25 protein-coding genes and 1 pseudogene are annotated in these 23,350 nt (G+C 72.3%); 11 read left to right on the forward strand and 15 right to left on the reverse strand.

All coding sequences use genetic code 11. The features are described from left to right. Positions 1-80 precede the first annotated feature (80 nt). Both groL and H299_RS0125420 read left to right on the forward strand, forming a co-directional pair. Positions 81-1,709, forward strand: coding sequence for a chaperonin GroEL (gene groL / locus H299_RS0125415; RefSeq protein ID WP_027750709.1), 1,629 nt, complete (start codon positions 81-83; stop codon positions 1,707-1,709). Between the two features lie 222 nt (positions 1,710-1,931). Beyond that, a complete protein-coding gene (locus H299_RS0125420; RefSeq protein ID WP_027750710.1) occupies positions 1,932-2,405 on the forward strand; it encodes a hypothetical protein in 474 nt (157 codons plus the stop codon). Positions 2,406-2,473: 68 nt separating this feature from the next. Here H299_RS0125420 and murQ read toward each other — a convergent pair whose 3' ends face one another. Together murQ and H299_RS0125430 are read right to left on the reverse strand one after the other, a co-directional pair. Next, complete coding sequence (gene murQ, locus H299_RS0125425) at positions 2,474-3,415, reverse strand: N-acetylmuramic acid 6-phosphate etherase (protein WP_027750711.1); 942 nt, start codon at positions 3,413-3,415, stop codon at positions 2,474-2,476. 68 nt (positions 3,416-3,483) lie between these two features. Further along, a complete protein-coding gene (locus H299_RS0125430) occupies positions 3,484-4,437 on the reverse strand; it encodes a MurR/RpiR family transcriptional regulator (protein ID WP_027750712.1) in 954 nt (317 codons plus the stop codon). Positions 4,438-4,585: 148 nt separating this feature from the next. Here H299_RS0125430 and H299_RS0125435 point away from each other — a divergent pair, with 148 nt between their 5' ends. Continuing rightward, entirely contained in the window at positions 4,586-4,960 is a 375-nt protein-coding gene (locus tag H299_RS0125435; protein ID WP_027750713.1) for a hypothetical protein, read from the forward strand. Continuing rightward, complete coding sequence (locus H299_RS0125440) at positions 4,957-5,307, forward strand: DUF4031 domain-containing protein (protein ID WP_027750714.1); 351 nt, start codon at positions 4,957-4,959, stop codon at positions 5,305-5,307. Before H299_RS0125435 ends, H299_RS0125440 begins: the two co-directional genes overlap by 4 nt. On the opposite strand, the pseudogene H299_RS36210 reads toward H299_RS0125440, so the two are convergent. Together H299_RS36210 and H299_RS0125450 are read right to left on the reverse strand one after the other, a co-directional pair. Then, positions 5,270-6,529: pseudogene (locus tag H299_RS36210) on the reverse strand (MFS transporter); the annotation flags it as partial. The gene H299_RS0125440 and the pseudogene H299_RS36210 sit on opposite strands and share 38 nt — an antisense overlap. A 143-nt stretch (positions 6,530-6,672) precedes the next feature. After that, positions 6,673-7,902 (reverse strand): Cmx/CmrA family chloramphenicol efflux MFS transporter, encoded by a 1,230-nt coding sequence (locus H299_RS0125450; RefSeq protein ID WP_051262825.1) that lies wholly within the window; start codon positions 7,900-7,902, stop codon positions 6,673-6,675. 249 nt (positions 7,903-8,151) lie between these two features. Between H299_RS0125450 and H299_RS0125455 the strand changes: the two genes are divergently transcribed. Beyond that, entirely contained in the window at positions 8,152-8,415 is a 264-nt protein-coding gene (locus H299_RS0125455; RefSeq protein ID WP_158692386.1) for a hypothetical protein, read from the forward strand. Positions 8,416-8,503: 88 nt separating this feature from the next. Then, the gene (locus H299_RS0125460; RefSeq protein WP_027750717.1) at positions 8,504-9,349 is read left to right on the forward strand and encodes a pentapeptide repeat-containing protein; all 846 of its coding nucleotides are present in this window, start codon (positions 8,504-8,506) and stop codon (positions 9,347-9,349) included. Here the strand turns inward: H299_RS0125460 and H299_RS36215 are convergent. After that, positions 9,327-10,346, reverse strand: a complete 1,020-nt coding sequence (locus tag H299_RS36215) for a helix-turn-helix domain-containing protein (protein ID WP_051262826.1) — start codon at positions 10,344-10,346, stop codon at positions 9,327-9,329. The two genes, H299_RS0125460 and H299_RS36215, sit on opposite strands and share 23 nt — an antisense overlap. 72 nt (positions 10,347-10,418) lie before the next feature. On the opposite strand from H299_RS36215, the gene H299_RS0125470 reads away from it, so the two are divergent. Then, positions 10,419-10,796, forward strand: a complete 378-nt coding sequence (locus H299_RS0125470) for a cupin domain-containing protein (protein ID WP_078513037.1) — start codon at positions 10,419-10,421, stop codon at positions 10,794-10,796. Positions 10,797-10,812: 16 nt separating this feature from the next. Here H299_RS0125470 and H299_RS36220 read toward each other — a convergent pair whose 3' ends face one another. After that, the gene (locus tag H299_RS36220) at positions 10,813-11,490 is read right to left on the reverse strand and encodes an HD domain-containing protein (RefSeq protein WP_037760552.1); all 678 of its coding nucleotides are present in this window, start codon (positions 11,488-11,490) and stop codon (positions 10,813-10,815) included. Positions 11,491-11,549: 59 nt separating this feature from the next. Here H299_RS36220 and H299_RS0125480 point away from each other — a divergent pair, with 59 nt between their 5' ends. Then, positions 11,550-12,251, forward strand: coding sequence for a copper homeostasis protein CutC (locus tag H299_RS0125480; RefSeq protein ID WP_037760555.1), 702 nt, complete (start codon positions 11,550-11,552; stop codon positions 12,249-12,251). 58 nt (positions 12,252-12,309) lie between these two features. Here the strand turns inward: H299_RS0125480 and H299_RS0125485 are convergent, their stop codons facing one another. From H299_RS0125485 to H299_RS0125495, 4 genes are all read right to left on the reverse strand, one after another. Further along, positions 12,310-12,729 (reverse strand): PIN domain nuclease, encoded by a 420-nt coding sequence (locus tag H299_RS0125485; protein ID WP_027750720.1) that lies wholly within the window; start codon positions 12,727-12,729, stop codon positions 12,310-12,312. Beyond that, on the reverse strand, positions 12,720-12,926 hold the full coding sequence (locus H299_RS0125490) for a type II toxin-antitoxin system VapB family antitoxin (RefSeq protein WP_027750721.1): 207 nt from the start codon (positions 12,924-12,926) through the stop codon (positions 12,720-12,722). The genes H299_RS0125485 and H299_RS0125490 overlap by 10 nt, the downstream gene beginning before the upstream one ends. A 90-nt stretch (positions 12,927-13,016) precedes the next feature. Continuing rightward, on the reverse strand, positions 13,017-13,520 hold the full coding sequence (locus tag H299_RS38665; protein WP_486587452.1) for a hypothetical protein: 504 nt from the start codon (positions 13,518-13,520) through the stop codon (positions 13,017-13,019). A 321-nt stretch (positions 13,521-13,841) separates the two neighbouring features. Beyond that, complete coding sequence (locus H299_RS0125495; protein ID WP_199782502.1) at positions 13,842-15,068, reverse strand: MFS transporter; 1,227 nt, start codon at positions 15,066-15,068, stop codon at positions 13,842-13,844. Between the two features lie 76 nt (positions 15,069-15,144). Between H299_RS0125495 and H299_RS0125500 the strand changes: the two genes are divergently transcribed. Next, on the forward strand, positions 15,145-15,516 hold the full coding sequence (locus H299_RS0125500; RefSeq protein ID WP_027750723.1) for a MerR family transcriptional regulator: 372 nt from the start codon (positions 15,145-15,147) through the stop codon (positions 15,514-15,516). A gap of 594 nt (positions 15,517-16,110) precedes the next feature. Further along, positions 16,111-17,673, forward strand: coding sequence for an FGGY-family carbohydrate kinase (locus H299_RS0125510; protein WP_051262827.1), 1,563 nt, complete (start codon positions 16,111-16,113; stop codon positions 17,671-17,673). 3 nt (positions 17,674-17,676) lie between these two features. Here H299_RS0125510 and H299_RS0125515 read toward each other — a convergent pair whose 3' ends face one another. From H299_RS0125515 to H299_RS0125530, 4 genes are all read right to left on the reverse strand, one after another. Next, on the reverse strand, positions 17,677-17,874 hold the full coding sequence (locus H299_RS0125515; protein WP_027750726.1) for a DUF5708 family protein: 198 nt from the start codon (positions 17,872-17,874) through the stop codon (positions 17,677-17,679). A gap of 217 nt (positions 17,875-18,091) precedes the next feature. Further along, positions 18,092-19,369 carry a WD40 repeat domain-containing protein gene (locus tag H299_RS0125520; RefSeq protein ID WP_486587417.1) on the reverse strand — a complete coding sequence of 426 codons (1,278 nt, stop codon included), beginning with the start codon at positions 19,367-19,369 and terminating at the stop codon, positions 18,092-18,094. An 85-nt stretch (positions 19,370-19,454) separates the two neighbouring features. Then, positions 19,455-20,033 carry a Uma2 family endonuclease gene (locus tag H299_RS0125525; protein WP_027750728.1) on the reverse strand — a complete coding sequence of 193 codons (579 nt, stop codon included), beginning with the start codon at positions 20,031-20,033 and terminating at the stop codon, positions 19,455-19,457. Positions 20,034-20,089: 56 nt separating this feature from the next. After that, positions 20,090-20,926, reverse strand: a complete 837-nt coding sequence (locus H299_RS0125530) for a hypothetical protein (protein ID WP_027750729.1) — start codon at positions 20,924-20,926, stop codon at positions 20,090-20,092. Positions 20,927-21,286: 360 nt separating this feature from the next. Here H299_RS0125530 and H299_RS36225 point away from each other — a divergent pair, with 360 nt between their 5' ends. Next, positions 21,287-22,423 (forward strand): Fic family protein, encoded by a 1,137-nt coding sequence (locus H299_RS36225; RefSeq protein WP_051262828.1) that lies wholly within the window; start codon positions 21,287-21,289, stop codon positions 22,421-22,423. Between the two features lie 42 nt (positions 22,424-22,465). Here the strand turns inward: H299_RS36225 and H299_RS0125540 are convergent, their stop codons facing one another. Further along, a complete protein-coding gene (locus H299_RS0125540) occupies positions 22,466-23,176 on the reverse strand; it encodes a DUF4097 family beta strand repeat-containing protein (protein WP_027750730.1) in 711 nt (236 codons plus the stop codon). Between the last annotated feature and the right edge of the window lie 174 nt (positions 23,177-23,350).

Consider the following 23,350-nt stretch of genomic DNA (forward strand, 5'->3'; position numbering starts at 1 on the left):
GGCGCCAGCGCGGTCCGGAGAAATCCGCCCCTTGACACTCTGTGCTGAGGGGTCCCCGACGTCCGGGAGGACCACTTCACATGGCCAAGATCATCGCCTTCGACGAGGAGGCGCGGCGCGGCCTCGAGCGTGGGATGAACCAGCTCGCCGACGCAGTCAAGGTCACGCTCGGCCCCAAGGGCCGGAACGTCGTGCTGGAGAAGAAGTGGGGCGCCCCCACGATCACCAACGACGGTGTCTCGATCGCCAAGGAGATCGAGCTGGAGGACTCCTACGAGAAGATCGGCGCCGAGCTGGTCAAGGAGGTCGCCAAGAAGACGGACGACGTAGCCGGTGACGGCACGACGACCGCGACCGTCCTGGCCCAGGCCCTGGTGCGCGAGGGGCTGCGCAACGTCGCGGCCGGCGCGAACCCGATGGCGCTGAAGCGCGGCATCGAGAAGGCCGTCGAGGCCGTCTCCGCCGCCCTGCTCGAGCAGGCGAAGGATGTGGAGACCAAGGAGCAGATCGCCTCCACCGCCTCCATCTCCGCCGGCGACCCGCAGATCGGCGAGCTGATCGCCGAGGCGATGGACAAGGTCGGCAAGGAAGGCGTCATCACGGTCGAGGAGTCGCAGACCTTCGGGCTCGAGCTTGAGCTGACCGAGGGCATGCGCTTCGACAAGGGCTACATCTCCGCCTACTTCGCCACCGACATGGAGCGGATGGAGGCGGAGCTGGAGGACCCCTACATCCTCATCGTGAACTCCAAGGTCAGCAACGTGAAGGACCTCCTTCCGCTGCTGGAGAAGGTCATGCAGTCCGGCAAGCCGCTGCTGATCATCGCCGAGGACGTCGAGGGCGAGGCGCTCTCCACCCTCGTCGTCAACAAGATCCGCGGCACCTTCAAGTCGGTCGCCGTCAAGGCTCCCGGCTTCGGTGACCGCCGCAAGGCCATGCTCGGCGACATCGCCATCCTCACCGGTGGCCAGGTCATCTCCGAGGAGGTCGGCCTCAAGCTGGAGAACGCCGGTCTGGAGCTGCTCGGCCGCGCGCGCAAGGTCGTCATCACCAAGGACGAGACCACGATCGTGGACGGCTCGGGCGACACCGACCAGGTCCAGGGCCGGGTCAGCCAGATCCGTGCCGAGATCGACAACTCCGACTCGGACTACGACCGCGAGAAGCTCCAGGAGCGCCTCGCGAAGCTGGCCGGCGGCGTGGCCGTCATCAAGGCCGGTGCCGCCACCGAGGTGGAGCTGAAGGAGCGCAAGCACCGCATCGAGGACGCGGTGCGCAACGCCAAGGCGGCCGTCGAGGAGGGCATCGTCGCCGGCGGCGGCGTGGCGCTCATCCAGGCGTCCAGCGTCTTCGACAAGCTGGAGCTGGAGGGTGACGAGGCCACCGGCGCGCAGGCCGTCAAGCTCTCGCTGGAGGCCCCGCTCAAGCAGATCGCGGTCAACGCCGGTCTCGAGGGCGGCGTCGTGACGGAGAAGGTGCGCAACCTGAAGCCGGGTCACGGCCTCAACGCCGCGACCGGTGAGTACGTCGACATGCTGGCCGAGGGCATCAACGACCCGGCCAAGGTCACGCGCTCCGCGCTGCAGAACGCCGCCTCCATCGCGGCGCTCTTCCTCACCACCGAGGCCGTCATCGCCGACAAGCCGGAGAAGGCCGCGGCCGGCGCCGCGGACCCGACCGGTGGCATGGGCGGCGACATGGGCTTCTGATCCCCCGGGATCAGCGGTCGCGCCATACGCGTCGCGCCGTACGCGTCACGCTGCACGCCAGAGGGCGGCTCCCCGTGCGGGGGCCGCCCTTCGGCGTGCGCGGGCTGAGGGCCTGTCGGGTGACAGGCGCCAAGAAGCACCGTTCGGCCGAAGAAACGGAACGCACTCTTCCTGTTCTCTTGTGATCAACACATCCGTTTCCCGAGAACAGGAAGCAACCCGATGAACCGAACCCTCACCACCCGGCGCGTCGTCGCCCCGCTGCTCACCCTGAGCCTGCTGGGCGCGGGCGCCGCGCTCGCCACCGGCACCGCGGTCGCCGCCGACGAGCCGTCGCCGCGCGAGAACGCGGTGGTCAGCAACCCCGTCGACTCGCCCGAGGCCGCTTCGCAGGCTCCGCAGGCCGCGGCCGCGGTCGAGTCGATCACCGCGCGCACCGCCGCCGTCTCCGTCCGGGCGTGGCAGGAGTTCCGCATCCAGGGTCACACCAAGGGCGTCAAGCCCGGCTACACCGTGCTGCTCCAGCAGAAGCAGGGCAAGAAGTGGAAGTCCCTGCCCGCCACCACGACCGTTCAGCGGAACGGCTCGTACAGCCTGCGGGTGAAGCTCGGGCTCAAGGGCAAGAACGAGCTGCGCACCGTGACCGGTGAGCGGGGGACCGCGTACTCCAAGCCGCTCCACGTCACCGTGCGCTGACACCGGCCGGTGCTCCGTACGCGCGGTGGCGGACCGCCGCGCGTACGGAGCCGGTGTGCGGCGGGGTCTCAGCCCTTGGCGGAGTCCAGCGCGGCGCGCAGGTGCCCGTGCGCCTCGGTGAGCAGCCGGGCGGCGGTGGGGCCGTCGACCTGGCCGAGGAGGGTGAGGATGGCGTTCTTCACCTCGCCCTCGGTGGCGGCGAGCGCGGTCTCGATCTCCGCGTCCGTGGCGCCGGTGGCCAGCGCCACGATGCGGCGCGAGCGGGCGCGCAGCTTCTCGTTGGAGGCGCGGACGTCGACCATCAGGTTCCCGTACGTCTTGCCCAGCCGGATCATGGTCAGGGTCGAGAGCATGTTCAGTACGAGCTTCTGCGCGGTGCCCGCCTTGAGGCGGGTGGAGCCGGTCAGCACCTCCGGGCCGACGACGACCTCGATGCCGTGCTCGGCGGCGGCAGCCAGTACGGAGCCGGCGTTGCAGGACAGGCCGACCGTCAGCGCCCCGCGCGCGCGGGCGTGTTCGACGGCGCCGACCGCGTACGGGGTGCGGCCGGAGGCGGAGATGCCGACGACGGTGTCGTCGGCGCCCACGCCCAGCGCGTCCAGGTCGGCGGCGGCCAGCTCCTTGCTGTCCTCGGCGCCCTCCACCGCCGTGATCATGGCGTCCGGGCCGCCCGCGATCAGGCCCATGACCTGGCTCGGGTCGGTGTTGAAGGTCGGCGGGCACTCGCTCGCGTCCAGCACGCCCATGCGCCCCGCGGTGCCCGCGCCCGCGTAGATGAGGCGTCCGCCGCGGGCCATCCGGGCCGCGGTGCCGTCGATGGCGGCGGCGATCCGGGGCAGCTGGGCGGCGACGGCGGCGGGCACCGTGGCGTCCTCGCCGTTCATGAGCCGGGCGATCTCCAGGGTGGGCAGCCGGTCGATCTCGGACAGCTCGCTGCGGAACGCCTCGGTCGTCAGCGTGTCCAGTTCGGCGCGCAGCTCGGTGTACGAGGAGTCAGCGGTGTCGGTCATAGCGGCGTACGGCTCTCTCTGGGGGTGGTACGGGCGCGGCGGTCGCGCCGGCGGGAACGCCGGTCCGGTCAACGGGGGCGGGGGGAGTGGCGATGGGCGAGCGCCTCGTAGGAGGCGGAGAGCGCGGGGGCGGCGGTCTCGTAGGTGCGCTGGGCGACGCCGATGAAGAGGCAGTCCACGACGAGCAGTTGGCTGGTACGGCTCGACATCGCCGCGGGCCGCAGCTCGCTCTCGCGCGCGGTGGAGGTCGTCAGCACGTGGTCCGCGTACTGCGCGATCTCGCCGTCCGGGCGGCCGGTGACGGCGATGGTCGTCGCCCCCTGCCCGAACGCGACGCGCAGCGGCTCGATCACGTCGTCCGTACGGCCGGAGTGGGTGATCGCGAGCGCCACGTCGCCGGAGCGCAGCTGCACGGCGTTGGTGACCGCGAGGTGCGGGTCGGAGTGCGCGTGCGCGATCAGGCCGATGCGGAGCAGCTTCTGCGCCAGGTCCTGGGCGACGAGCGCGGACGCGCCGACGCCGTAGAGGTCGATCCGGCGGGCCACGGCGAGCGCGCCGACGGCGGCCTCGACCTGTGCGGTGTCCAGCGCGGCGGCGGTGTCGGCGAGGGTCTGCCGTTCGTCGTGCGCCAGCTTGGCGACCACTTCGGAGATCGGGTCGTCCACGGCTATGTCGGCGGTGACCGTGGGCGCGGCGCCGGACTCCTGCTGCGCGGCCAGACCCGCCAGCGCCAGTCGCAGATCGCGGTAGCCCGGGTAGCCCAGCAGCCGCGAGGTCCGTACGACGGTGGCCTCGCTGGTGCCGGTCCGCTCCGCCAGGCCGGTGACCGTCAGCCGGGCGCAGCCCGCCGGGTCGTGCGCGACGGCCTCCGCGACGCGCTGCATCGAACGGGTCATGGACGGCGCCATGGTGCGCACCTTGGCCGCGAGCGCGGCGGGGCCGGGGGGGCCGGGCGGTCCGGTGGGACCGGCGGCGCCGTGGCGGGGGCGGGCACCGCCGTGGGGGGTGAAATCTTCCTTCATGAGGTAGGTCACGGAAGAAACATATTTTCAGACGGTTGGGTGGTCAAGCATCCCGGCGCCGCGCGAGTCCGGCGGTCCGGCGGCCCGTCGGGCCCACCGGCGGAGCACCCGCCGCTCGGAAAGGGCCGACTTTTGGTCCAATAGGGAGATGGACCAGCAACCGAAGGCCCCCGGCCTCGAACAGGCGCTCCACACGGCACGGGCGCTCGTCCTCGCCGACCTGAGCGCGGGCGACGTCGCGCAGGCGGACGTCGTCTCCCTGGTGGAGGACGCCGTCACCCATCGCCGCTGGTGGGTCGGCGAATGGCCGGAAGGCGCCGCCTTCGTGGACGGACTGGTCGCGCAGGACGTCCAGGACGCCCTGCTGGAGCGGTACGGGCGCTGGCCGCTGTGCCCCGTCTGCGGCGGCGGCGACCTGCACGCCCTGGAGGTCGAGCCGGAGCTGGGCGAGGACCCGCACTGGGTGTGCGCGAAGACGGCCACGGCGGTCGCCCGGGTGGGCTCCCTGGGGCTGCTCCGGTGACGGTGTACATCGACCCGCCCACCTGGCCGGGGCACGGCCGGATGTGGTCCCACCTGGTCAGCGACGCCTCGTACGCCGAGCTGCACGCCTTCGCCGAGGCGATCGGATGCTCGCGCCGGTCGTTCGACCACGACCACTACGACGTGCCGTCCGAGCGCTACGGGGCCGCGGTGCGGCACGGCGCGGTGGAGGTGGGCTCCAAGGAACTGGTGCGCCGCCTCACGGCAGCCGGGCTGCGCCGCCCGCGTCCGGGGCAGGCGGGGCAGGCGGGGCAGGCGGGGCAGGCGGGGCCGGGGGCGCTGCGTCCTGGCGAGCCGCCTCCGGGCCAGGGGCGTCCGGGCGGCTGAGGAAGAGCAGCGCCGGCACCGCGAGGAACGCGAGCGCGCCGCCGCACAGCAGCACGGCCGAGAGCGAGGCGGCGTCCACCACCAGCCCGCCCAGCACCGCCCCGGCCGAGATCGCCGCCTGGAAGGACGCGGTGAACAGCACTGTGGCCGCCTCCGGCGCGTGCGGTGCCGCCCGCGCCAGCCAGCTCTGCGCGCACACCGGCACGGCGCCGTACGCCAGACCCCACACGAGCAGCAGCACCACCGCGCCCGTATCCCGGCCGCCCGCCACCGGAAGCAGGCAGACCGCGCCTCCCAGCGCCAGCGCGGCGGCGGCGAAGGTGCTGCGCGGCCCGCGCCCGAGCGCGGCTCCGGCCACGAGGTTCCCGGCGATCCCGGCCGCCCCGTACGCCAGCAGCCAGGCGCCGATCACCGCCGACGGCACCCCGGTCACCTGCCGCAGGAACGGGTCGACGTAGGTGTACGTGCCGAAGTGGGCGACCACCACCAGGAAGATGGCGGCCAGCCCGGTGCGGACCGGTGGGAGGCGGAAGAGCCGGCGCAGCACCCGCGTGCTGGTCCGGTGCACGGCGGGCAGCGGCGGCAGCAGCAGGAGCAGCGCGACCAGCACGCCCACCGTCAGCACCCCCATCACGGCGAACGAGGCACGCCAGCCCGCCAGTTGGCCCAGGAAGGTGCCCGCGGGAACGCCGAGCACCGAACCCAGCGGCACCCCGGTGAAGATCACGGCGGTGGCCCGGCCGACGGACTCCTCCCGCACCAGCCGTACGGCGAGCCCGGCGCCGATCGACCAGAAGCCGCCGATGGTGAGCCCGACCAGGACCCGGGAGCACAGCAGCACCGCGTAGTTCGGTGCGAGGGCCGCCAGCAGGTCCGCGACGGCCAGCAGGGCCATCAGCGCGCACAGCATGGTCCGGCGGTCGATCCGCCCGGTGGCGACGGTGACCACGGGAGCGGCGAGGGCCGCGACGAACCCTGGCACCGTCATCATCCAGCCCGCGACGCCCTCCGAGACGCCGAAGCTGCGCGCCATCGGGGTCAGCAGCCCGATCGGCATGATCTCGGTCGTCACGATCGAGAAGATCCCCGCCAACAGCGCGACGACGGCCAGCCGGGCGGTCAGCGGCGAGCGGGGGCTGGACGGGCGGCGGCCGAGAGGGTCTGCGGGCCGGTCTGCGTGCTGGTCCGCGGGCTTTCCTGCGGGTGTCGCCGGGGCGGTCATGGCTGCGCTCCTGGGGATGTCCGGGGCTCCCAGGTGCCGGGATGCCGGACGGCCGAGTACAGCAGCCGCCGCCGGGCGGGTCCGGCGGAATCACGACCGGAACGTCACCGGCGCCCGCGGCGCGGGACGGCCCTCAGCCGAGGTCAGCCGACCTCCGCCGCCCGCTCCGCGTGCGCCCCTGCGGGTGCGCCCGCGCCGCCGGCGACCACCTGCGAGGAGGCCGTCGCGCGCTGCGCCCGCGAGGCCGCCACGGTCACGGCGACGGCCGCCAGCGCCAGCACCGCGCCGAGCCAGGCCACCGCCTCGTAGCCCCAGCCCGCGCTGATGACCAGGCCGCCCAGCCAGGGTCCCAGCGTGTTGCCGATGTTGAACGACGAGGTGGTGGTCGCACCCGCCAAGGTGGGGGCCGCGTTGGCGACGTTGAACATCCGCGCGTTGAGCGCGGGGGCCGTGACGAAGGCCGTGACCCCCAGCAGGAACGCCAGCGTGACGGCGGCGACGGCGCTGTGCGCCACCAGCGCGAGGACGGCCAGCACGGTGGCCGAGGCGGTGATGCCCACGTACATCGTGCCGAACATGTGCGCGTCCGCGAACCGCCCGCCGAGGGCCGTGCCCAGGAGCGCGCCCAGGCCGAACAGCCCCAGTACCCACGGCACCCGGCTCTCGGCCAGCCCGGCCGTGTCGGTCAGCAGCGGGGAGAGGTACGAGAAGAGGGCGAAGACGGCGGCGGCGTTCAGCGCGATCTGGGCCAGCGCGAGCCACACCTGGCGGTCGGCGTAGATGCGCAGCTCGGCGCGGAGGCTGGGCGCGTCCGCGCCGGTCGCGGGCCGGGTGCGCGGCACCACCGCGATCACCCCGACCAGCGCGACGGCCGACATCGCCGCCACCGCCCAGAACGCGGCCCGCCAGCCCGCGTGCTGCCCCAGGAACGCACCGGCCGGTACGCCCGCGATGTTCGCGATGCTCAGCCCGCCGACCATGATCGCCATGGCCTTGGCCCGCGCGGTCACCGGCACCAGCGACACCGCGACGGCCGCACCGACCGCCCAGAAGCCCGCGCACGCCAGCGCGCTCACCACACGGGAGACGAAGAGCACGGCGTACGTCGGCGCCAGCGCGCCCGCGATCTGGCCGAGCCCGAAGACGGAGAGCAGGACGATCAGCGTCGTACGGCGGGGCAGCTTGAGCGTCGCCGCCGCCAGCACCGGCGCGCCGACCACCATGCCGATGGCGAAGGCGGAGACCAGCAGCCCCGCCTTGGGTATGGAGACGTCCATGTCGCGGGCGAGCGGCTCCAGGATTCCCGCGAGCATGAACTCGGAGGTGCCCAGCGCGAAGACCGACAGCCCCAGCACGTAGACGGCGACGGGCATCCGGGCGGGCGTGGCCGAGCTGCGCTCAGCAGGGTTATCGAGGGGCACGACAGTGGGCAACCCCGCTGCGGACCGCCCTATTCCGCGCGCGCCCTGCTTCCGCGCCACGGGTAGGGGACCCGTCACCCGCACCCGTCACCCCACCGGGTGAACGAGCGCCGAAAGAGCCCGCGTCAGGCGACATCGGCCCAGCTCATACCGGGGTACCCGGCCCGGGCGTAGCCTGGCAGCAGTGCGAGGGAGGACAGTGTGACCGCCGATCCCGTCACCGGACCTATGAACATGCTGCCAGACCCCATCGATCAGCTGATCTCGCTCGAAGAGGCATTCGCCGTGCCGGTGCGGGCGGAATTCATCGAGGGGATGCCTCTCTTGCCGCCGCTTCCCGTGCCCGGCGTGGACGGGAACGGATCGCACTACGCGGCCAAAGCCGAGGTCGACCTGGGGCGTCCGCTGCCGCTGCCCGTGCCGTATCCGGTACTCCAGACCGCGTTCCTCCTGGCGGGCGGCTGAAGGGGGCGGCCCGCACACCGTCCTGAATCTCGTCGCAGCGGGGACAATGGCATGGTCCGGCGCCCCTACGGGAAGGAACGCGCGCACCATGCCCCACCAGCCCGAACCTCGTGTCCCCGCCCCGGAGGCCCGTACGCGGCTGCCGCTGGCCGCGGACTGCGGCAGCTGCTTCGGGCTGTGCTGCGTCGCCCTGCCCTTCCGCGCCTCCGCCGACTTCCCCGTCGACAAGGACGCCGGGCAGCCCTGCGGGAACCTGCGTACCGACTTCCGCTGCGGCATCCACACCCGCCTGCGCGCGGACGGCTACTCCGGCTGCACCGCCTTCGACTGCTTCGGCGCCGGGCAGCAGGTCTCCCAGCACACCTTCGGCGGCCGGGACTGGCGGCAGGACCCGGCCACCGCCCGGCAGATGTTCGCGGTCTTTCCGGTGGTGCGGCAGCTGCACGAGCTGCTCCGCCACGTCACCGAGGCGCTGGAGCTGCCGGCCGCCCGCCCCGTCCACCGCGCACTGCGCCGCGCGCTGGCCGACACCGAAGCCCTCGTCCGGGGCAGCGCGGAGGCGCTCGCCGGACTGGACGTCGACGCGCACCGGCACGCCGTCAACACCCTGCTGCTGCGCGCCGGAGAGCTGGCACGGGCCGCCGCCGTGCCGGGCCGCCGGAGGAACCACCGGGGGGCCGACCTGATCGGCGCCGACCTGGCGGGCGCGGACCTGCGGGGCGCGAGCCTGCGCGGGGCGTACCTCATCGCGGCCGACCTGCGCGGCGCGGACCTGCGGCACGCCGAGCTGATCGGCGCCGACCTGCGCGACACCCGGCTGCACGGCGCCGACTTCACCGGCGCGTTCTTCCTCACGCAGCCCCAGCTGGAGGCGGCCCGGGGCGACGCGGCGACGCGGGTGTCGGCGCCGCTCACGCGCCCCGCGCACTGGTAGCGGCGCGCGGCGCGTTCCCGTCCACCCGGCCTCGTGCCTGTCCGGTTTCGCCGAAGGTCCGCCGGTACGCGCCCGGGGTGGTGCCCAGTGCGGTGCGGAAGCGGCGCCGCAGGTTGACCGCGGAGGCGAGCCCGACCCGGCTCGCGACGGCCTCCACCGGTAGGTCCGTGTGCTCCAGCAGGACGCGCGCCGCGTCGATCCGGCGGGCGAGGAGCCACTGGCCGGGGCTGATGCCGAGCTGCTCGGTGAACCGGCGGGCCAGGGTGCGGTCCGAGAGTCCGGCCCGCTCGGCAAGCCGGGCGACGGTCAGCCGCTCGCCGAGCCGCCCGGCGGCCCACTCCAGCAGCGGTGCCAGCGAGGCGTCCGCCACGGCGGCGGGCGCGGCCCGTACGGCGTACTGGCGCTGGCCGCCCTCCCGGTGCGGCGGCAGGACCATGCTGCGGGCGACCTGCGCGGCGTACGCGGCGCCCTGGTCGGTGCGTACGAGGTGCAGGCACAGGTCGACGGCCGCGCCCGTACCCGCGCTCGTCGCGACGTCGCCGTGGTCCACGTACAGCACGTCCGTGGCCACCTCGACCTGCGGGAAGCCCGCGGCGAGCCGCGCGGTGCGGCGCCAGTGGGTGGTGGCGCGGCGGCCGTCGAGCAGCCCGGCCCGGGCGAGGACGAAGGAGCCTGTGCAGAGACCGACGATCCGCGCCCCGCGCCGGTGCGCCGCCCGCAGCGCGGCGAGCACGGCGGGCGGTACCGGGCCGCCGGGCGGCTCCCAGCCGGGCACGACGACGGTGTCCGCCTGACGCAGCGCGTTCAGCCCCGCCTCCACCAGCAGCGGAGGGCCGACGGTCGCGGGCAGCGGGCCGGGGCGCTCGGCACACACCCGGAAGTCGTACGGGCTCGGCAGCTCGGGGCGCAGGGTGCCGAACACCTCGGCGGCGCAGGCGAGTTCGAACGGTGACTGGGGCGGGCCGAGCAGGGCCACCACCCGATGGCGGGAGGTCATGGCAGGAAAATACCCTGGGATGTCATCTCCGACTCTCGCGCGGCGGAGCGCCCCTCCGGCACGGTGGTGCGCATGAGCGACTCCCCGAGCACGACGAGCGTCCCGAGCCCCGACGGACCCCCGGACACCACCGGATCGGGGGCCCTGAAGACCGTCGTCCAGGTTGACGAGGTCACCCCCGTGGAGGTCGCCCCAGGGATCGTGCGCCGGCGGCTGCCGGTGACCGACCACGCCGGCGGCTGGCTGATCGACTTCGCGCCGGGCACCGCGTGGCCGGACGTCGACGAGCACGCCACCGAGGAGCGCTACTACGTGCTCAGCGGCGAGGTGATCGAGGGCGCGGAGCGCCACGGCCCGGGCACCTACGTGGTGTTCGCCCCGGGCAGCAGCCACCGGCCGCGCACCGAACGGGGCGCGCGGATGCTCGGCTTCACCCTCCGGCCCCGCTGACCTGCCGGAACTCCGCTCAGACGCTGAGCAGCTCCAGCTCCGCGCCCAGGTTGTGGCGGGCGGTGCGCTCCCAGCGGTCGTGGCCCTCGGGGGTGCGGAAGAGGCGGGGGAGCGCGAGGAGTTGGCGCAGTACGTCGGCCCGGCCCGCCCGGAAGGCGTCGTCCGGCACGAAGCCGTACTCCTGGCGGACGGCGGCGGCGTAGTGGGCGTACGCCTCCGGCCCGCCCGCCAGCACCGCGAGGTCGGCGTCGCACAGCACCTCGCCGTTGGTGTCGCCGGGCGCCGGGTCGTGACGCACGGTGAGCCGCACGAGGCGCGCCACCTCGGCCGTACGGGCGGCGGGGACGCCCGCCTCGGACAGGGCGCGCTCGGCGAGCTGGGCGCTGCGCTCCTCGTTCTCGCTGCGGTCGGGGCGGTAGACGGCGTCGTGGAACCAGGCGGCGAGGCGTACGGCGTCCGGGTCGGCGGCGTGCGCGGCCAGCTCCTCGACGCGGTCGAGTACCGCGCGCAGGTGATCGACGGTGTGGTACCGCCGCTGCGGTTCGGCCCAGCGGGCGAGCAGGTTCTCGCCGTACGGGGCGGGGTCCGGCGCCGTGCCGGGAGCGCCGGCGGTGTCGGGTGCGTCGGCGCGGGCCCGGTCGAGCAGCGCGTTCCAGTGCGTCAGGAGAACGCTGTGTGTACCGCTTGTGTCCATGGAGACAATTGTGCGGGCCATCTACCGGTGATGCCGTGGTGTGTGGCAGTCTTCGCTATATGTCTAGACCAATGCTCGAGGTGATCGCGCTCAGCGCGGATGACGCGCGTGCCGCACAGGCTGGTGGGGCCGACCGCCTCGAACTGGTCACCGACATCGCCGCCGACGGTCTCACCCCCGACCGTCAGACATTCGCCGCCATCCGGGACGCCGTCGACATCCCGCTGCGCGTCATGCTGCGCACCTCGGACGGCTTCTCGTCCGGCACCCCCGCCGAACTGGACGACCTGCGGGAGCGGGCCGAACTGCTGCGTGCCGAGGGCGCGGAGGAGTTCGTCCTGGGCTTCCTCGACGCGTCCGGCGAACCGGACCTGGCCGCAGTGGGCGCGCTGGCGGAGGTCATCGGCCCCTGCTCCTGGACGTTCCACCGGGCGATCGACCGGGCGGCGGACCGCGAGGGGCTGCGCAAGCGGCTGAGCGACCTGCCCGGTCTGGACACCTACCTCACCGCCGGTTCGCCCGCGGGCGTGGACGACGGCATGGACACGCTGCTGGCGGAAGCCGCGCGCGGTGCGGCCGGGGAGCCCGGCTTCCAGGCGCGGCTGATGGTCGGCGGCGGGCTGGGGCTGGCACACCTGCCGGCGCTGCGCGCGGGGGGCGTCACGGCCTTCCACATCGGCGGCGCGGCCCGCTCCGCGGGCTGGACCTCTCCGGTCTCGGCCACCGCGGTCCGCGAGTGGCGCACGGCCCTGGACGCCTGACACCGCCCGGCGGTCGTCCGGTCGCCCCGCAGCCGTCCGGTAGTCGTCCGGCGGTCGTTCAGTCCGCCGTGCCCGGGGGGACGACCCACTGCACGGGCTGCCGCGTCACCGCCGCGATCGTCTCGAAGTCGACGTTGTAGTGGAGAACCGCCACCCCGTGCCGCTCGGCCGTGGCGGCGATCAGCAGGTCGGACAGGGACGCCGCCCGGTGGTGCCCCTGGCGGGCCAGCAGGGACTGCACCTTGATCGCCCGGGTGCCGATCTCGTCGGTCAGCGGGAGCCAGTCGAAACCGGAGCGCAGGGCGCGCCCCCGCGCGTGGTCGGTGGCGCTGCGGGAGCTGTAGAGCAGCTCCAGGTCGATCATCGCGCAGGTGGCGACCTGGCCGCGGTCCAGCAGCGGCAGCAGCGCGCTCCGGACGCCGGGCTGCCGCGCCCTGGCCCAGACGCTCTTGTCGACCAGGTGTGTCGCTACCGCCACGCCCACGCCATCACTTCCTGGTCGCCCAGGTCGTCGAAGACCCCTTCGTCCATCAGGTCCATGAAGCGACGGCGCTTCCCGGCGGCCACGAACTCCTCCAACACGCCGTTCACCGTGGCCCGTTTGCCGGTGGTACCGAGCATCTCGGCCGCCTGTGCCACCAGGTCGTCGTCCAGGTCGATCACTGTGCGCGACATTCACATCTCCAGGTGCCTTGTGACGAAGGGGATATATCAATTATGCCCGAATGCGGGCACGTTGATATGCGACCCCTGTCGCTCCGAAGTTCACCCAGGGTAGGTGCGGAGGCGGCCCGCGCAAGCCGCCGTACGGGTCGGCCGCGCCCGCTCCCGTCCCGTGCCGGCACGTGCGGAACCGCTCGCAGCGTCGGCGGCTCTTAGCTTGTCGTCCATCCGGTTCGGCGGGGTCTCGTGCCCTTCTTGTGGTGCGTGGGCCGTGCGTGCGCTTCGCCGGTCGCGAGGACACGCCCCACGTCGTGACGGGTCGCTGGGCGGCGGTTCTTCGAGCCCGGCGGCCGTCCGGGGCCGGGCCGGGGAGGTTGCGGTGCACGGGCCAAAGAGACCATCCTCGCGTGGAGGTTCCGGAGCCCTCGGCGGACACGGCCTGGTGTGGGCGTGTTCGGTGCCCCAGGTGGCCGGGTCGCCGAAGATGAACTCGCCGCCGTGTTGGGGCGGTCGACCACCTGCGGGATGCGCCGGGCGGAACTCCGTGCGGGAGGAGGCCGGACGGCGCATGGCCCGATCCGAGCGCAGGCGGCCCAGGATCTGCACCGGTAGGCCGCCGAGCAGGTGGGCGATGCGGGGTGCGTCGTAGTCGGCGTCGATGAGCCGGTCGACGTCCGGACGGCCCTTGTTCAAGCCTCCGGGCGAGGTTCCGGCCCGAGCGGGTGCAGATCACCTTCAAAGCCTGAACCGCGCCGCAGCCGAGCGAGCAGGCGCAGGAGACTCGATGCTCCTGCGCCTGCCGGTCGTACCTCCCAGTCGGTATCGATCTCTGTGCCACGGTTTCGTGTCTCGTTGCTCGCTACCTGGCGGCGTGCAGGAGGAGGCGCCACTGATTACGCCTGCGCGCCGTTCTCGGGTGTCTGATGGTCACGCATCCGGTGTGGATGTGGTCGCGTGTTCGAATGTGCGGCTGGTGAATCCGTGTCGACGTGTGCCGATGACGATAGCGAGCGTGGGGAGCAGGAGCGCGAGTGTGATCCAGCCCAGGGAGGGAGGTCCCAGCACGTTGAGGGAGATGCCGCCGATGATCCCGCCTGCGGCGATCCCGAGGTTCCAGCATGTGGTGAGGAGTGCTTGTGCGACGTCGCCTGCTGCACCCGCGGCGTCAGCGATCGCGGTTTGCAGCAGGGTTGAGGCACCTCCGTACGCGAGTCCCCACAGGACTGCGCTGGCGTACACGAGAGCGGGGGTACCGGAGAAGACACTCAGGATGAGAGCGGCTGTCGCCAGGAGCGTGCAGGCGAGGATCATGAGCGTGCGCAGGTGCCGGTCGATGAGTACGCCGGTGAGCCAGATGCTCACGAGTGAAACCAGACCGAAGGTGAGTAGCACCGAATCGACCTGACCTGCCATGCCGAGCGGGGCCAGGAACGGGGCGACGTAGGTGAAGAGGATGTTGTGCGCGAACACGAACGTCAACGTCACGACGAGGATCGGGGCGACCCCGGGTAGGCGGAACGTGTGGAGCAGCGGCAGTCGTGCGCCCTTGGATTGGCCGGGGAAGTCCGGAACGCTGGCGATCACCCATACGAGCAGTGCGAGAGTCACCAGCGTGATGATCCCGAATGCGAATCGCCATTCCACGGCCTTGGCGAGGAACGCTGCTGCGGGGACCCCGACGGACAGTGCGACGGTCCCGCCCGCCATGGCGATGGCCATGGCCTTGCCGCGCTGGTGCGCGGGAACCATCCGCCGAGCATATCCGGCAAGGAGCGCCCAGAGCATGCCGCCGACGATGCCGCCGAGGAACCGTGCGGCCAGGGTGAGCGCGAAAATGTCGGAGAAGGCGGTGACAGTGTTGGCGATCGCGAACCCCGAGATCGCCAACAGCAGCAGGTGCTTGCGTCGCCAGCCGATCGTAGCTCTCGTCAGAGGGACCGCCGCGAGAATCGCCCCGATCGCGAAGACCGTGACGCTCTGCCCCGCAGCCGCCTCACTCACTTCCAGGTCGCGGCTCATCTGCGACAGCATCCCGGCGGGCATCGTCTCGGTCAGGAGCGTGATGAACCCTGTGGCGGCCAGTGCCAGCAGACCCGCGATGGGGAACCGCGTCTCAGCGGCCGGAGGGGCTGGCGATGTATCCGTTCGTGTCATATCGTTATCATCAATGTGTGACATTAGTGTGAGGGTCAAGTGCGGTTGCATCGCAGCCCAGACGCGGGGGTGGGGGATGCAGATCGGGGAGCTTTCTCAGCGCACGGACACGCCGGTGCGGATGCTCCGCTACTACGAGGAACAAGGGTTGATCGAGTCCGAACGGCTCCCTAACGGGTACCGGCACTACGAGGACTACGTTGTCGATCGGGTGCGGCAGGTCCGGGGCTTGCTCGATGTCGGCCTGCCGACGCGGATCATCAAGCAGATCCTTCCTTGCTTGGACAGTCCGCAGGCGATACATCTGCCGTACGTCACTCCAGACATGATTGCGACGCTCGAACGCGAACGCGACCGGATGGCAGAGAAGATCGAATGCCTCACGAAGAATCACCGAGCCATCGACGACTATCTCCACGCCGTGAGCCACGAAATCCGAGCTTCCTGATGAGGCGCCCCCAGTGCGTCTGCTGACCGGCGGCGCCGGGCAGCGTCGGAGCAGGACAGTGCGGAGTGACGGCCCCGCTCCGGCCGGGCCGGTGAGGACGAGCCGGGCGGGGCGGGTGGCGCGGTAGTAGGCCGGCATGTCGGCAGCGAAGCCTCTCCCGGCGACGGGTGCTCCCCGGTATGGGTCTGCCCGGCGGGCGGGGCCCTCGCGCCGCGAGCCGGAGCGGGCTGCAGGACGTAGCGCAGGTCGATGTGCTGAAAGTCGTCGCCCAGCAGCTGCCGATGTACTCTGCCCTCGCCGTCGGCGACCTGCCGCTCCAGCGTTTTGGCCCGGCTGCTCGCGAGCTCCGTGTCGACACCCTCCACCGGCCTTCGCAGCGCCATGAGCGCTACGGTCAGACGGGCCGCTCCCTGAGGAACACCTGACGCGGCTTCAGCTTGCCGTGCATCTGGCGAGTTGGAGCCCCTACAGACCTCATCAGATGAACGACAGGCCCCAGCCCGCTCGACCCGGCCGCCGTCGAACCACCCGTGAGACAGTCGCGTGGAGCCGCAGCGGTTCGCGACAGTCACGACCCGACGGAGTGTGCGCACGATGCCCGACCAGCCGCCCCGGCCCCAGCGACGCGCCTCGGCGCTGGTGCTGGGCATCGACATCGGCACCTCGGGCTCCAAGGGCGTGCTGGTGCGCGCCGAGGACGGCGAGGTCGTCCGCGCGGCGGCGCGCGAACACCGTACGGACACCCCCCGGCCGGGCTGGGCCGAGCACGACGCCGAGGCCGTGTGGTGGGCCGACTTCCGCGCGCTGGCAGCCGAGTTGCTCGGCCCGGAGGGGGCCGCCCGGCCGCCCGGTGCGGCGCTCGCCGGGGTGTGCGTCAGCGGCATCGGGCCCTGCCTGCTGCCCACCCGCCGCGACGGCACCCCGCTGCGGCCCGCCCTCCTCTACGGCGTGGACACCCGGGCCGGTGAGCAGATCGCCGCCCAGACCGCGCGCTACGGCGCGGACCGCGTAGGGCAGCGCTGCGGCTCGCCCCTCACCAGCCAGGCCGTCGGGCCCAAACTGGCCTGGCTGGCGGAGTGCGAGCCGGAGACCTACGCGCGCACCGAGCGCTGGTTCATGGCCAGTTCCTGGATCGCCCACCGGCTCACCGGCGCGTACGTACTGGACCACCACTCGGCCAGCCAGTGCACCCCGCTCTACGACCTGCGGCAGCGGTGCTGGATCGAGGACTGGCGCGAGGAGATCGCCCCGGGCCTGGAGTGGCCCGCACTGGTCTGGCCCGCCGAAGTGGTCGGCGAGGTCACCGACGCGGCCTCGGCGGCCACCGGCATCCCGGCCGGGACCCCGGTCATGGCCGGGACGGTGGACGCCTGGGCCGAGGCCACCGGCGTGGGCGCGACCGGCACCGGCGACCTGATGCTGATGTACGGCACCACGATGTTCCTGGTCAACGTCGTCGGCGAGCCGGTGCCCGACGCCCGCCTGTGGTCCACGGCAGGCGCCTTCGAGGGCACCTACTGCCTGGCGGGCGGCATGGCCACCTCCGGCGCCGTCACCGGCTGGCTGCGCGACCTGACCGGCACGGACTACGGCACCCTTACCGAGGAGGCCGCCGCGCTGCCGCCCGGCGCCGAGGGCCTGCTGATGCTGCCGTACTTCGCGGGCGAACGCACCCCGCTGTTCGACCCGGACGCGCGCGGCGTCGTCGCCGGGCTCACCCTGCGGCACGGCCGCGCGCACCTCTACCGCGCCGCGCTGGAGGCCACCGCCTTCGGCGTACGGCACCACCTCGCCGTGATGGCCGAGGCGGGCGGCGACCTGCGGCGGCTGGTGGCAGTCGGCGGCGGGGCGCGGGAGTTGTGGACGCGGATCGTCTCGGACGTGACCGGCCGGGCCCAGGAACTGCCCCGGCACACCGTCGGCGCGGCCTACGGCGACGCGTTCCTCGCCGCCGTCGGCACCGGGCTCGCCCGGCGTACGGACATCGCCGCCTGGAACCCGGTGGAGGCCGTCGTCACCCCCGACCCGGCGGGCACCGCCCGCTACGACGACCTCTACGCGCACTACCTCGCGCTCTACCCGGCCACCCGCGAGATCACCCACGCCCTCGCGGCCCGCCAGCACGCGGACGCGCCGACCTCGCCGCCGTCGGCGTGACGTTCACCTTCGGGAGCCGGTCCCCCGCACTGCCTGGACGAGTCCCAGGAGCATCATGGCGCCGCCGACGACCATCAGGACCACGCCCACCTTGGTGAGGGTGAAGACCGGTGTCTCGACTCCTTCGGTGAACAGCTTCAAGGCCAGGCCGACCAGGAGGGTCGCCGATCCTTCGGTCACGTTCTTGGAGGCAGGACTCACCGCTGGGCTCATTTCTCGGAGGCACGCCGCACTGATGTGCGGTCCGTTCTGGGGCTCCGCTTCATCGTAGGAACGGCGAGGTGAGTGGTTCGTCCGTCCTCCGAAGGATCGTGCGCTGCATCATTGGATGGACGGCTCCGGGGCTTCGTGCCCCTTTCTGTGGTGGGCAGGCAGGGTGGCAGGCAGGCAGGGCGGGGCGGGATTCTCGGCGGCGCGCTCAGAGCTTGCGCACCACGATCCGGCCCGCGTCCCCCGCGGCGGCGACGAGCGAGCCGTCGGCGGAGAACCGCACCCCGTGGGTCTCGCCGGTGGGCCCCGTCTCGGGACCGAGGGCGAACGCGGGGTCCGGCGTGCGCGTGGCGGCGTCGACCACCTCCAACTGCTCGCGCCGCCCGATCGCCAGCGTCTTCCCGTCGGGGGAGTACGACCAGCCGTAACAGGGCGCCCCGAACCGGCTCGCCTGGCGCGGATCGGAGAAGTGCCAGACCAACTCGGCCGTGTCGAGGGAGTACGCCCACGGCCCGCCCGCTTCGCACAGCCCGACCAGCACCAGCTTCTCCGTCGGGTCGAAGCCGACCTTCCGCACCGGCTGATTTCTGGGCACCGGTATGCGCTGCAGCACTGCTCCCGTCTCGGTGTGCCAGATCTCTATCTCAGTGGTCATCGGGTCGGTCCTGCTGTACGAGGAGCCCTTGCTCCGGCCCAGTGCCAGCAGCTTGCCCGACGGTGACAGCGCGCCGTCCCAGCATTCGTACGGCCCCTCGGCGTGCACCTCGAAGAGGATGCTCCCCTGCCGGTCGAGCATCCGGACGCGGTCCCACGCGTCGTACGCGAGCAGCCTGCTGCGGTCGCCGTTCCACTTCGGGCGCACCCGGTGCGGGTTGAAGTCGGCGTCGGCGAACTGCCGGTAGGCCGCGAGGGTCCGGCCCTGGCCGGTGGCCAGGTCGAGCCGCCGGGTCTCGCCGTTGAGCGCGTAGACGATCCGCTTGCCGTCGCCGTCGAAGAGCACCGTGTGCGCGAAGGTCTGCCCCGGCTGCTGCCCCGGCCGCTGAGGCGCCGGACGCGCCTCGGGCGGCTCGGCGTGCACCAGCCTGCGGCTGCCGGTGGCGACGTCCACCAGGTGGATCTCGGCGCCGTACCCGCCCTTCAGCATCGAGGCGACCACCAGGGTGCGGCCGTCCGGCGAGAGGTCGAACGCGCCGGAGCACCAGGATCTGTTCGGCACGAACGTCTCCAGCACGACGTCACCCCGCGCCGCCCCGGCCACGTCCGCGACCCGGGCGAAGCCCTCGCGCAGCTTCTTGTCCCGCGCCTGCGCGAAGTGGAGCAGCGCGACCCGCTCGTCCTGGCCGTCCAACTCCTTGACCGTCTCGCGCGGCCGGCTCCCTTGCGTCCACGCCGCGCGCACCAGCGTCCGCCCCTCCAGCGCGACGCGGTAGAACCGCTGCTTCCCCCCGGACCCGGGCATGCTCAGCACAGTCTCGATCACGCTCATACGCCCGAACTTAGCGCCGCCCACTGACACTCCGGGGGCCCGGACACCGGGCGGCCGGAGCAGGCACCGAGCGCTCCACCAAGGCTCAGCCGGTGTAGTCCTTGAGCTTCTCGGTCTCCAGGGTGATGCCGACGGGGTGAGGAAGCTCGACGACCTTGCCGTACGGGTAGGTCAGACGGCTGGTGTAGACGCCGTTCTCGGGCTCGCTGTGGACGCTGATCATGCAGGAGTCCCGGTCGACGAGCAGATACACAGGGATGTCGGACGCCGCGTAGCCGTTCCGCTTCTCCCGGCGGTCACGACGGTCGGTGTCCGGATCGGACGAGGTGACCTCTACAGCCATCAGTACGCCTTCCGGCTCGGCCCACTCGCCCTGCCCCACGAAGTGATCTTCCGGCGCGAGGGCACCATCAGGACGGGCGCGGCCCTTGCAATAGCCCTCGATCTTCAACCCTTGCTCCGGGTACAGCCGCAGATCCTGGCGCTGCTGTAGGCACCGCTCCAGCAGCCACATCACGATGGCCCCGTGGTCTCCGTCGGGCACGGGCTTGACCTCTAGCTTTCCGTTGATGAATTCCAGCGTCACGGTCTCCGGAGCTGCGTGGGCGATCTGCTCGAATTCCTCGACGAGCATCTGGGGCTGGTCTGTGGTGCCAGGTGTCATGGGGGTGCCTCCTTGCTCCCATGGTGCCCTGGTGTGGGGCAGGGCGTCTTGCACGGTCATACGCGTTTCCTCTCCCGTGTTCGCGTGCGGACTGCCGTACGGATCTGCTCGGCGTGGCTGTGTACGACGCCTGGGGTCAGCGGTGCCCGGCCGTGGCCGCGGCAGGTGGGGCAGAGGCCGCCGGGGAGTGCGTCCGGCGGGCCGGGGGCGCGGCAGGTGGTGCATTCGGTGAGGCGCAGGGGCGGCGGGGGTTGCTCAGGTGGGAGTTTGTCGCGCAGGCGGGTGCGGAGCAGGCCGCGTGGGCTGTGGACTTCGGGCGGCAGCCCGGTGGTGAGGGCGCGGGTGAAGCGGGTCGGGGACGGGTCGCGGGCGAGCCAGTCCTCGGCGAGAGGTTCGAGCGCCTCGCAGTCGGCGTGGGAGAGGGTGAGGCGGGGGTCGGTGTGTCCGAGCGCGGCGAGGGCGTCGTACGCGCGGGTGCGGGCGGGGCGTTGCGCACGTACGGGCGGTGGCGGTGGCGCTGGTTCGGGCTCCGGCTCGGGCTCGTCCTCCGGCAGGCTGCCGGTCTGGTGGGCGGCCCACCAGGTGTCGTCGCGCGGGGTGCGGGAGAAGTAGGTGAGGGAGACCCAGCGGGCGGAGCCCCGGCCCACGACGTGTTCGCGGCAGCGGCGCAGGTGTCCGGCCTCGGAGAGGCGGCGGAGCGCGGTGAGGCAGGCGGCCTGGCCGTAGAGCGGGTGGACGGAGGCGAGGGTCTTGCCGTCGATCGCCGCGCCCTCCGGCAGCCGGTCGATCAGTGCGGCGATGGACGCCTCACGTGCGGGCAGGTGTGCGAAGTCCCGTGCCGTACGCGGACGTTCGTGCGGGGCGTGGCGCTTCCCGTAACCCGGATTCGCCATCGGATGTGCGTCAGCGGGCAGGGCGGCACTAAGGTCGGACACAGCCATTGGATCGCTTTCTTCGATCTGGATGGTCAGACCCCCGGCCGGTGTTGCCTCACCGACGGGGGTCGTTTTCTGTCTGCTGCGACGCTAGACACGGCCGACCCAGAGTGTCAAAACGAATACTAATAGTCATACTGGCGCCCCGATCGTGCTCACCAGGACAGGGGCGGGTGGGTGGGGAGAGGTATTCCCCCCGTTCCTTGAAAGCAGCGCTCGGCCCTCGAAGCTGGGCGCTCGGACCTCCCGGCCCGGTACCGGTCCCGAGTGTGCACCGTGATGCCTTGACACCATCACACTGTCATGGTGTCAAGTGGAATGCTGTATGAGACGCCTGCCCTGGATTCCGATGATCGCCGCGTACTGGGGGAGATCGAGGAGATGCGCTCCGCGCTGCGGCACACTCTTCGGTCGCAGCCGCCGTGGTCGGGGCAGCTCCGGCGGAACCTCACCGCGCGGGCCATCGCCGGATCCAACACGATCGAGGGATACGCGGCGACGGTTGACGATGTCGAAGCCTTGATGGCGGGGGAGGAGCCACTTCAGACGGGGGAGGCGACCAGGGTCGAGTTGGAGGGCTGTCAGCGGGCGATGACGTACATCCAGGCCCTCGCCGATTCGGGTGACGCCTTCCGCTACGACGCGGGTCTCCTCGGCGGCCTCCACTTCATGATGCAGGGCCATCATCTGAACAAGCGGCCCGGCCGGTGGCGGGACGGCCCGGTCTTCGTCGCCAGCCCGGACGATCCTGCCGTCCCGGCGTATGCCGCGCCCGGTGCCCGCGAAGTGCCCGCGCTGATCGATGAGTTGCTCGACTGGCTCAACACCGGAGATCTGGACATGCCGGTGCACGTACGCGCGTCGATGGCGCATCTGAACCTGGTCAACATCCACCCCTGGAGTGACGGCAACGGCCGCATGTCGCGCGCGCTCTCGACGCTCGTCCTCGCCCGTGACGGCGTGGTGCCACCGGAGTTCTCCTCCATCGAGGAGTGGCTCGGACGAGGCCAGAACACCTACGCCTACTACCGGGTGCTCCAAGAGGTCGGTGGCCCGGTATGGCAGCCGGGGCGCGACACGCGAGCGTGGCTGCGTTTCTGTCTGGACGCTCATCATCGCCAGGCGCAGCAGGCCCAGCGCCGTACCGACCTGCTGTCGCGCGCGTGGCTTCAGTTGGGTGAGGCAGTCGATGTCGACGGCCTCGACGAGCGGGTCGTCCATGCCCTGCTACCAGCCTTCTGGGGTAGCAGGGTGCGTCGTACCGTGTACCAGCAGGACGCCGATCTCTCCGAGCAACAGGCCCTCCGAGACGTCCGACAGCTCGTGCGGGGCGGCTGGCTGGAGGTCCACGGCAGGGGACGTGCCCGCTTCTACGGCCCGGGTCCCCGGCTGGCCGCCGTCCAGGAGGAGGTCCGCTCGTCCACCCAGCCCTACGCCTCCCCCTATGCCGGCTGATCCAGGCTGAGGCGGTGGGTGGGGTGTGGGTGTCGCCGGCCGTCAGGACGCCTTGGTGACGGAGACGTCGCCGCCCTCCGAGTGGGCCTTGACCCGGTGGTCGGACGCGGGCTTCGAGGGGACCGCGACGTCACGGGTGCCGCCGTCGGTGTGGGCGTCCACCGCGTAGCTTCCGGTGGGGAGTCGGACCTCGACGTCGCCGCCGGCGGTGGTGAAGGAGACCTCCGTGGGGGCGTCGGTGAAGACGCCCGTCAGGTCGCCGCCCTCGGTGTGCGCCGTGACGCGGCCGGAGGCCGAGTCGTCGATCTGGATGTCGCCGCCCCGCGTGTCCGCCTCGACGCTGCCCGACAGGCCGCTGACCAACAGGTCGCCACCGCCGGACTTCAGGTGCACCTTGAGCCCGGCGGGCACGCGCACCTCGTAGTTCACATCGCAGGTGTGCCGCTCGTTGCCGCAGTCGTCGGCTTTGAGCACCAACCGGCCGTCCTGCGTGGTGTGTTCGGTGCGCGGCTTGCGCTCGTTCCACTTGTAGCGCTCCGTCACCCGGATCGCGTCGCCCTCGCCCGCCACGACCTCGATGTCCCCGCCCCGGGTGTCCACGAAGAGAGCCTTCGTGCCGCCGCCGTCCACCGAGTACGCCGAGCTGCTGGTCTTGTCGTCGTCCTCCGTGAGCGAGCAACCCGTCGCCAGGACTGCCGTGGCGGCGAGGACCGCGCAGGCTGCGGTGGCTCTGAAGATGCGGTGTGCGGTCATCTGGAGGTCTCCGTTCGCGGGGGCGGGGGACGGCCGGGGCCGTTTCCGTGCTGCCTCCACCATTCTTGGCGCGCCGTGCGGGGGCAGAGTCGCCTGCGGGGAGGAGCCGGGCCCGCGCGTCCCCGTAGGGGCTTCACCCCAGGCGCGTACGGGTGTCCGCAGGCGCGCTCTCCG

Source organism: Streptomyces sp. CNH287, assembly GCF_000424825.1.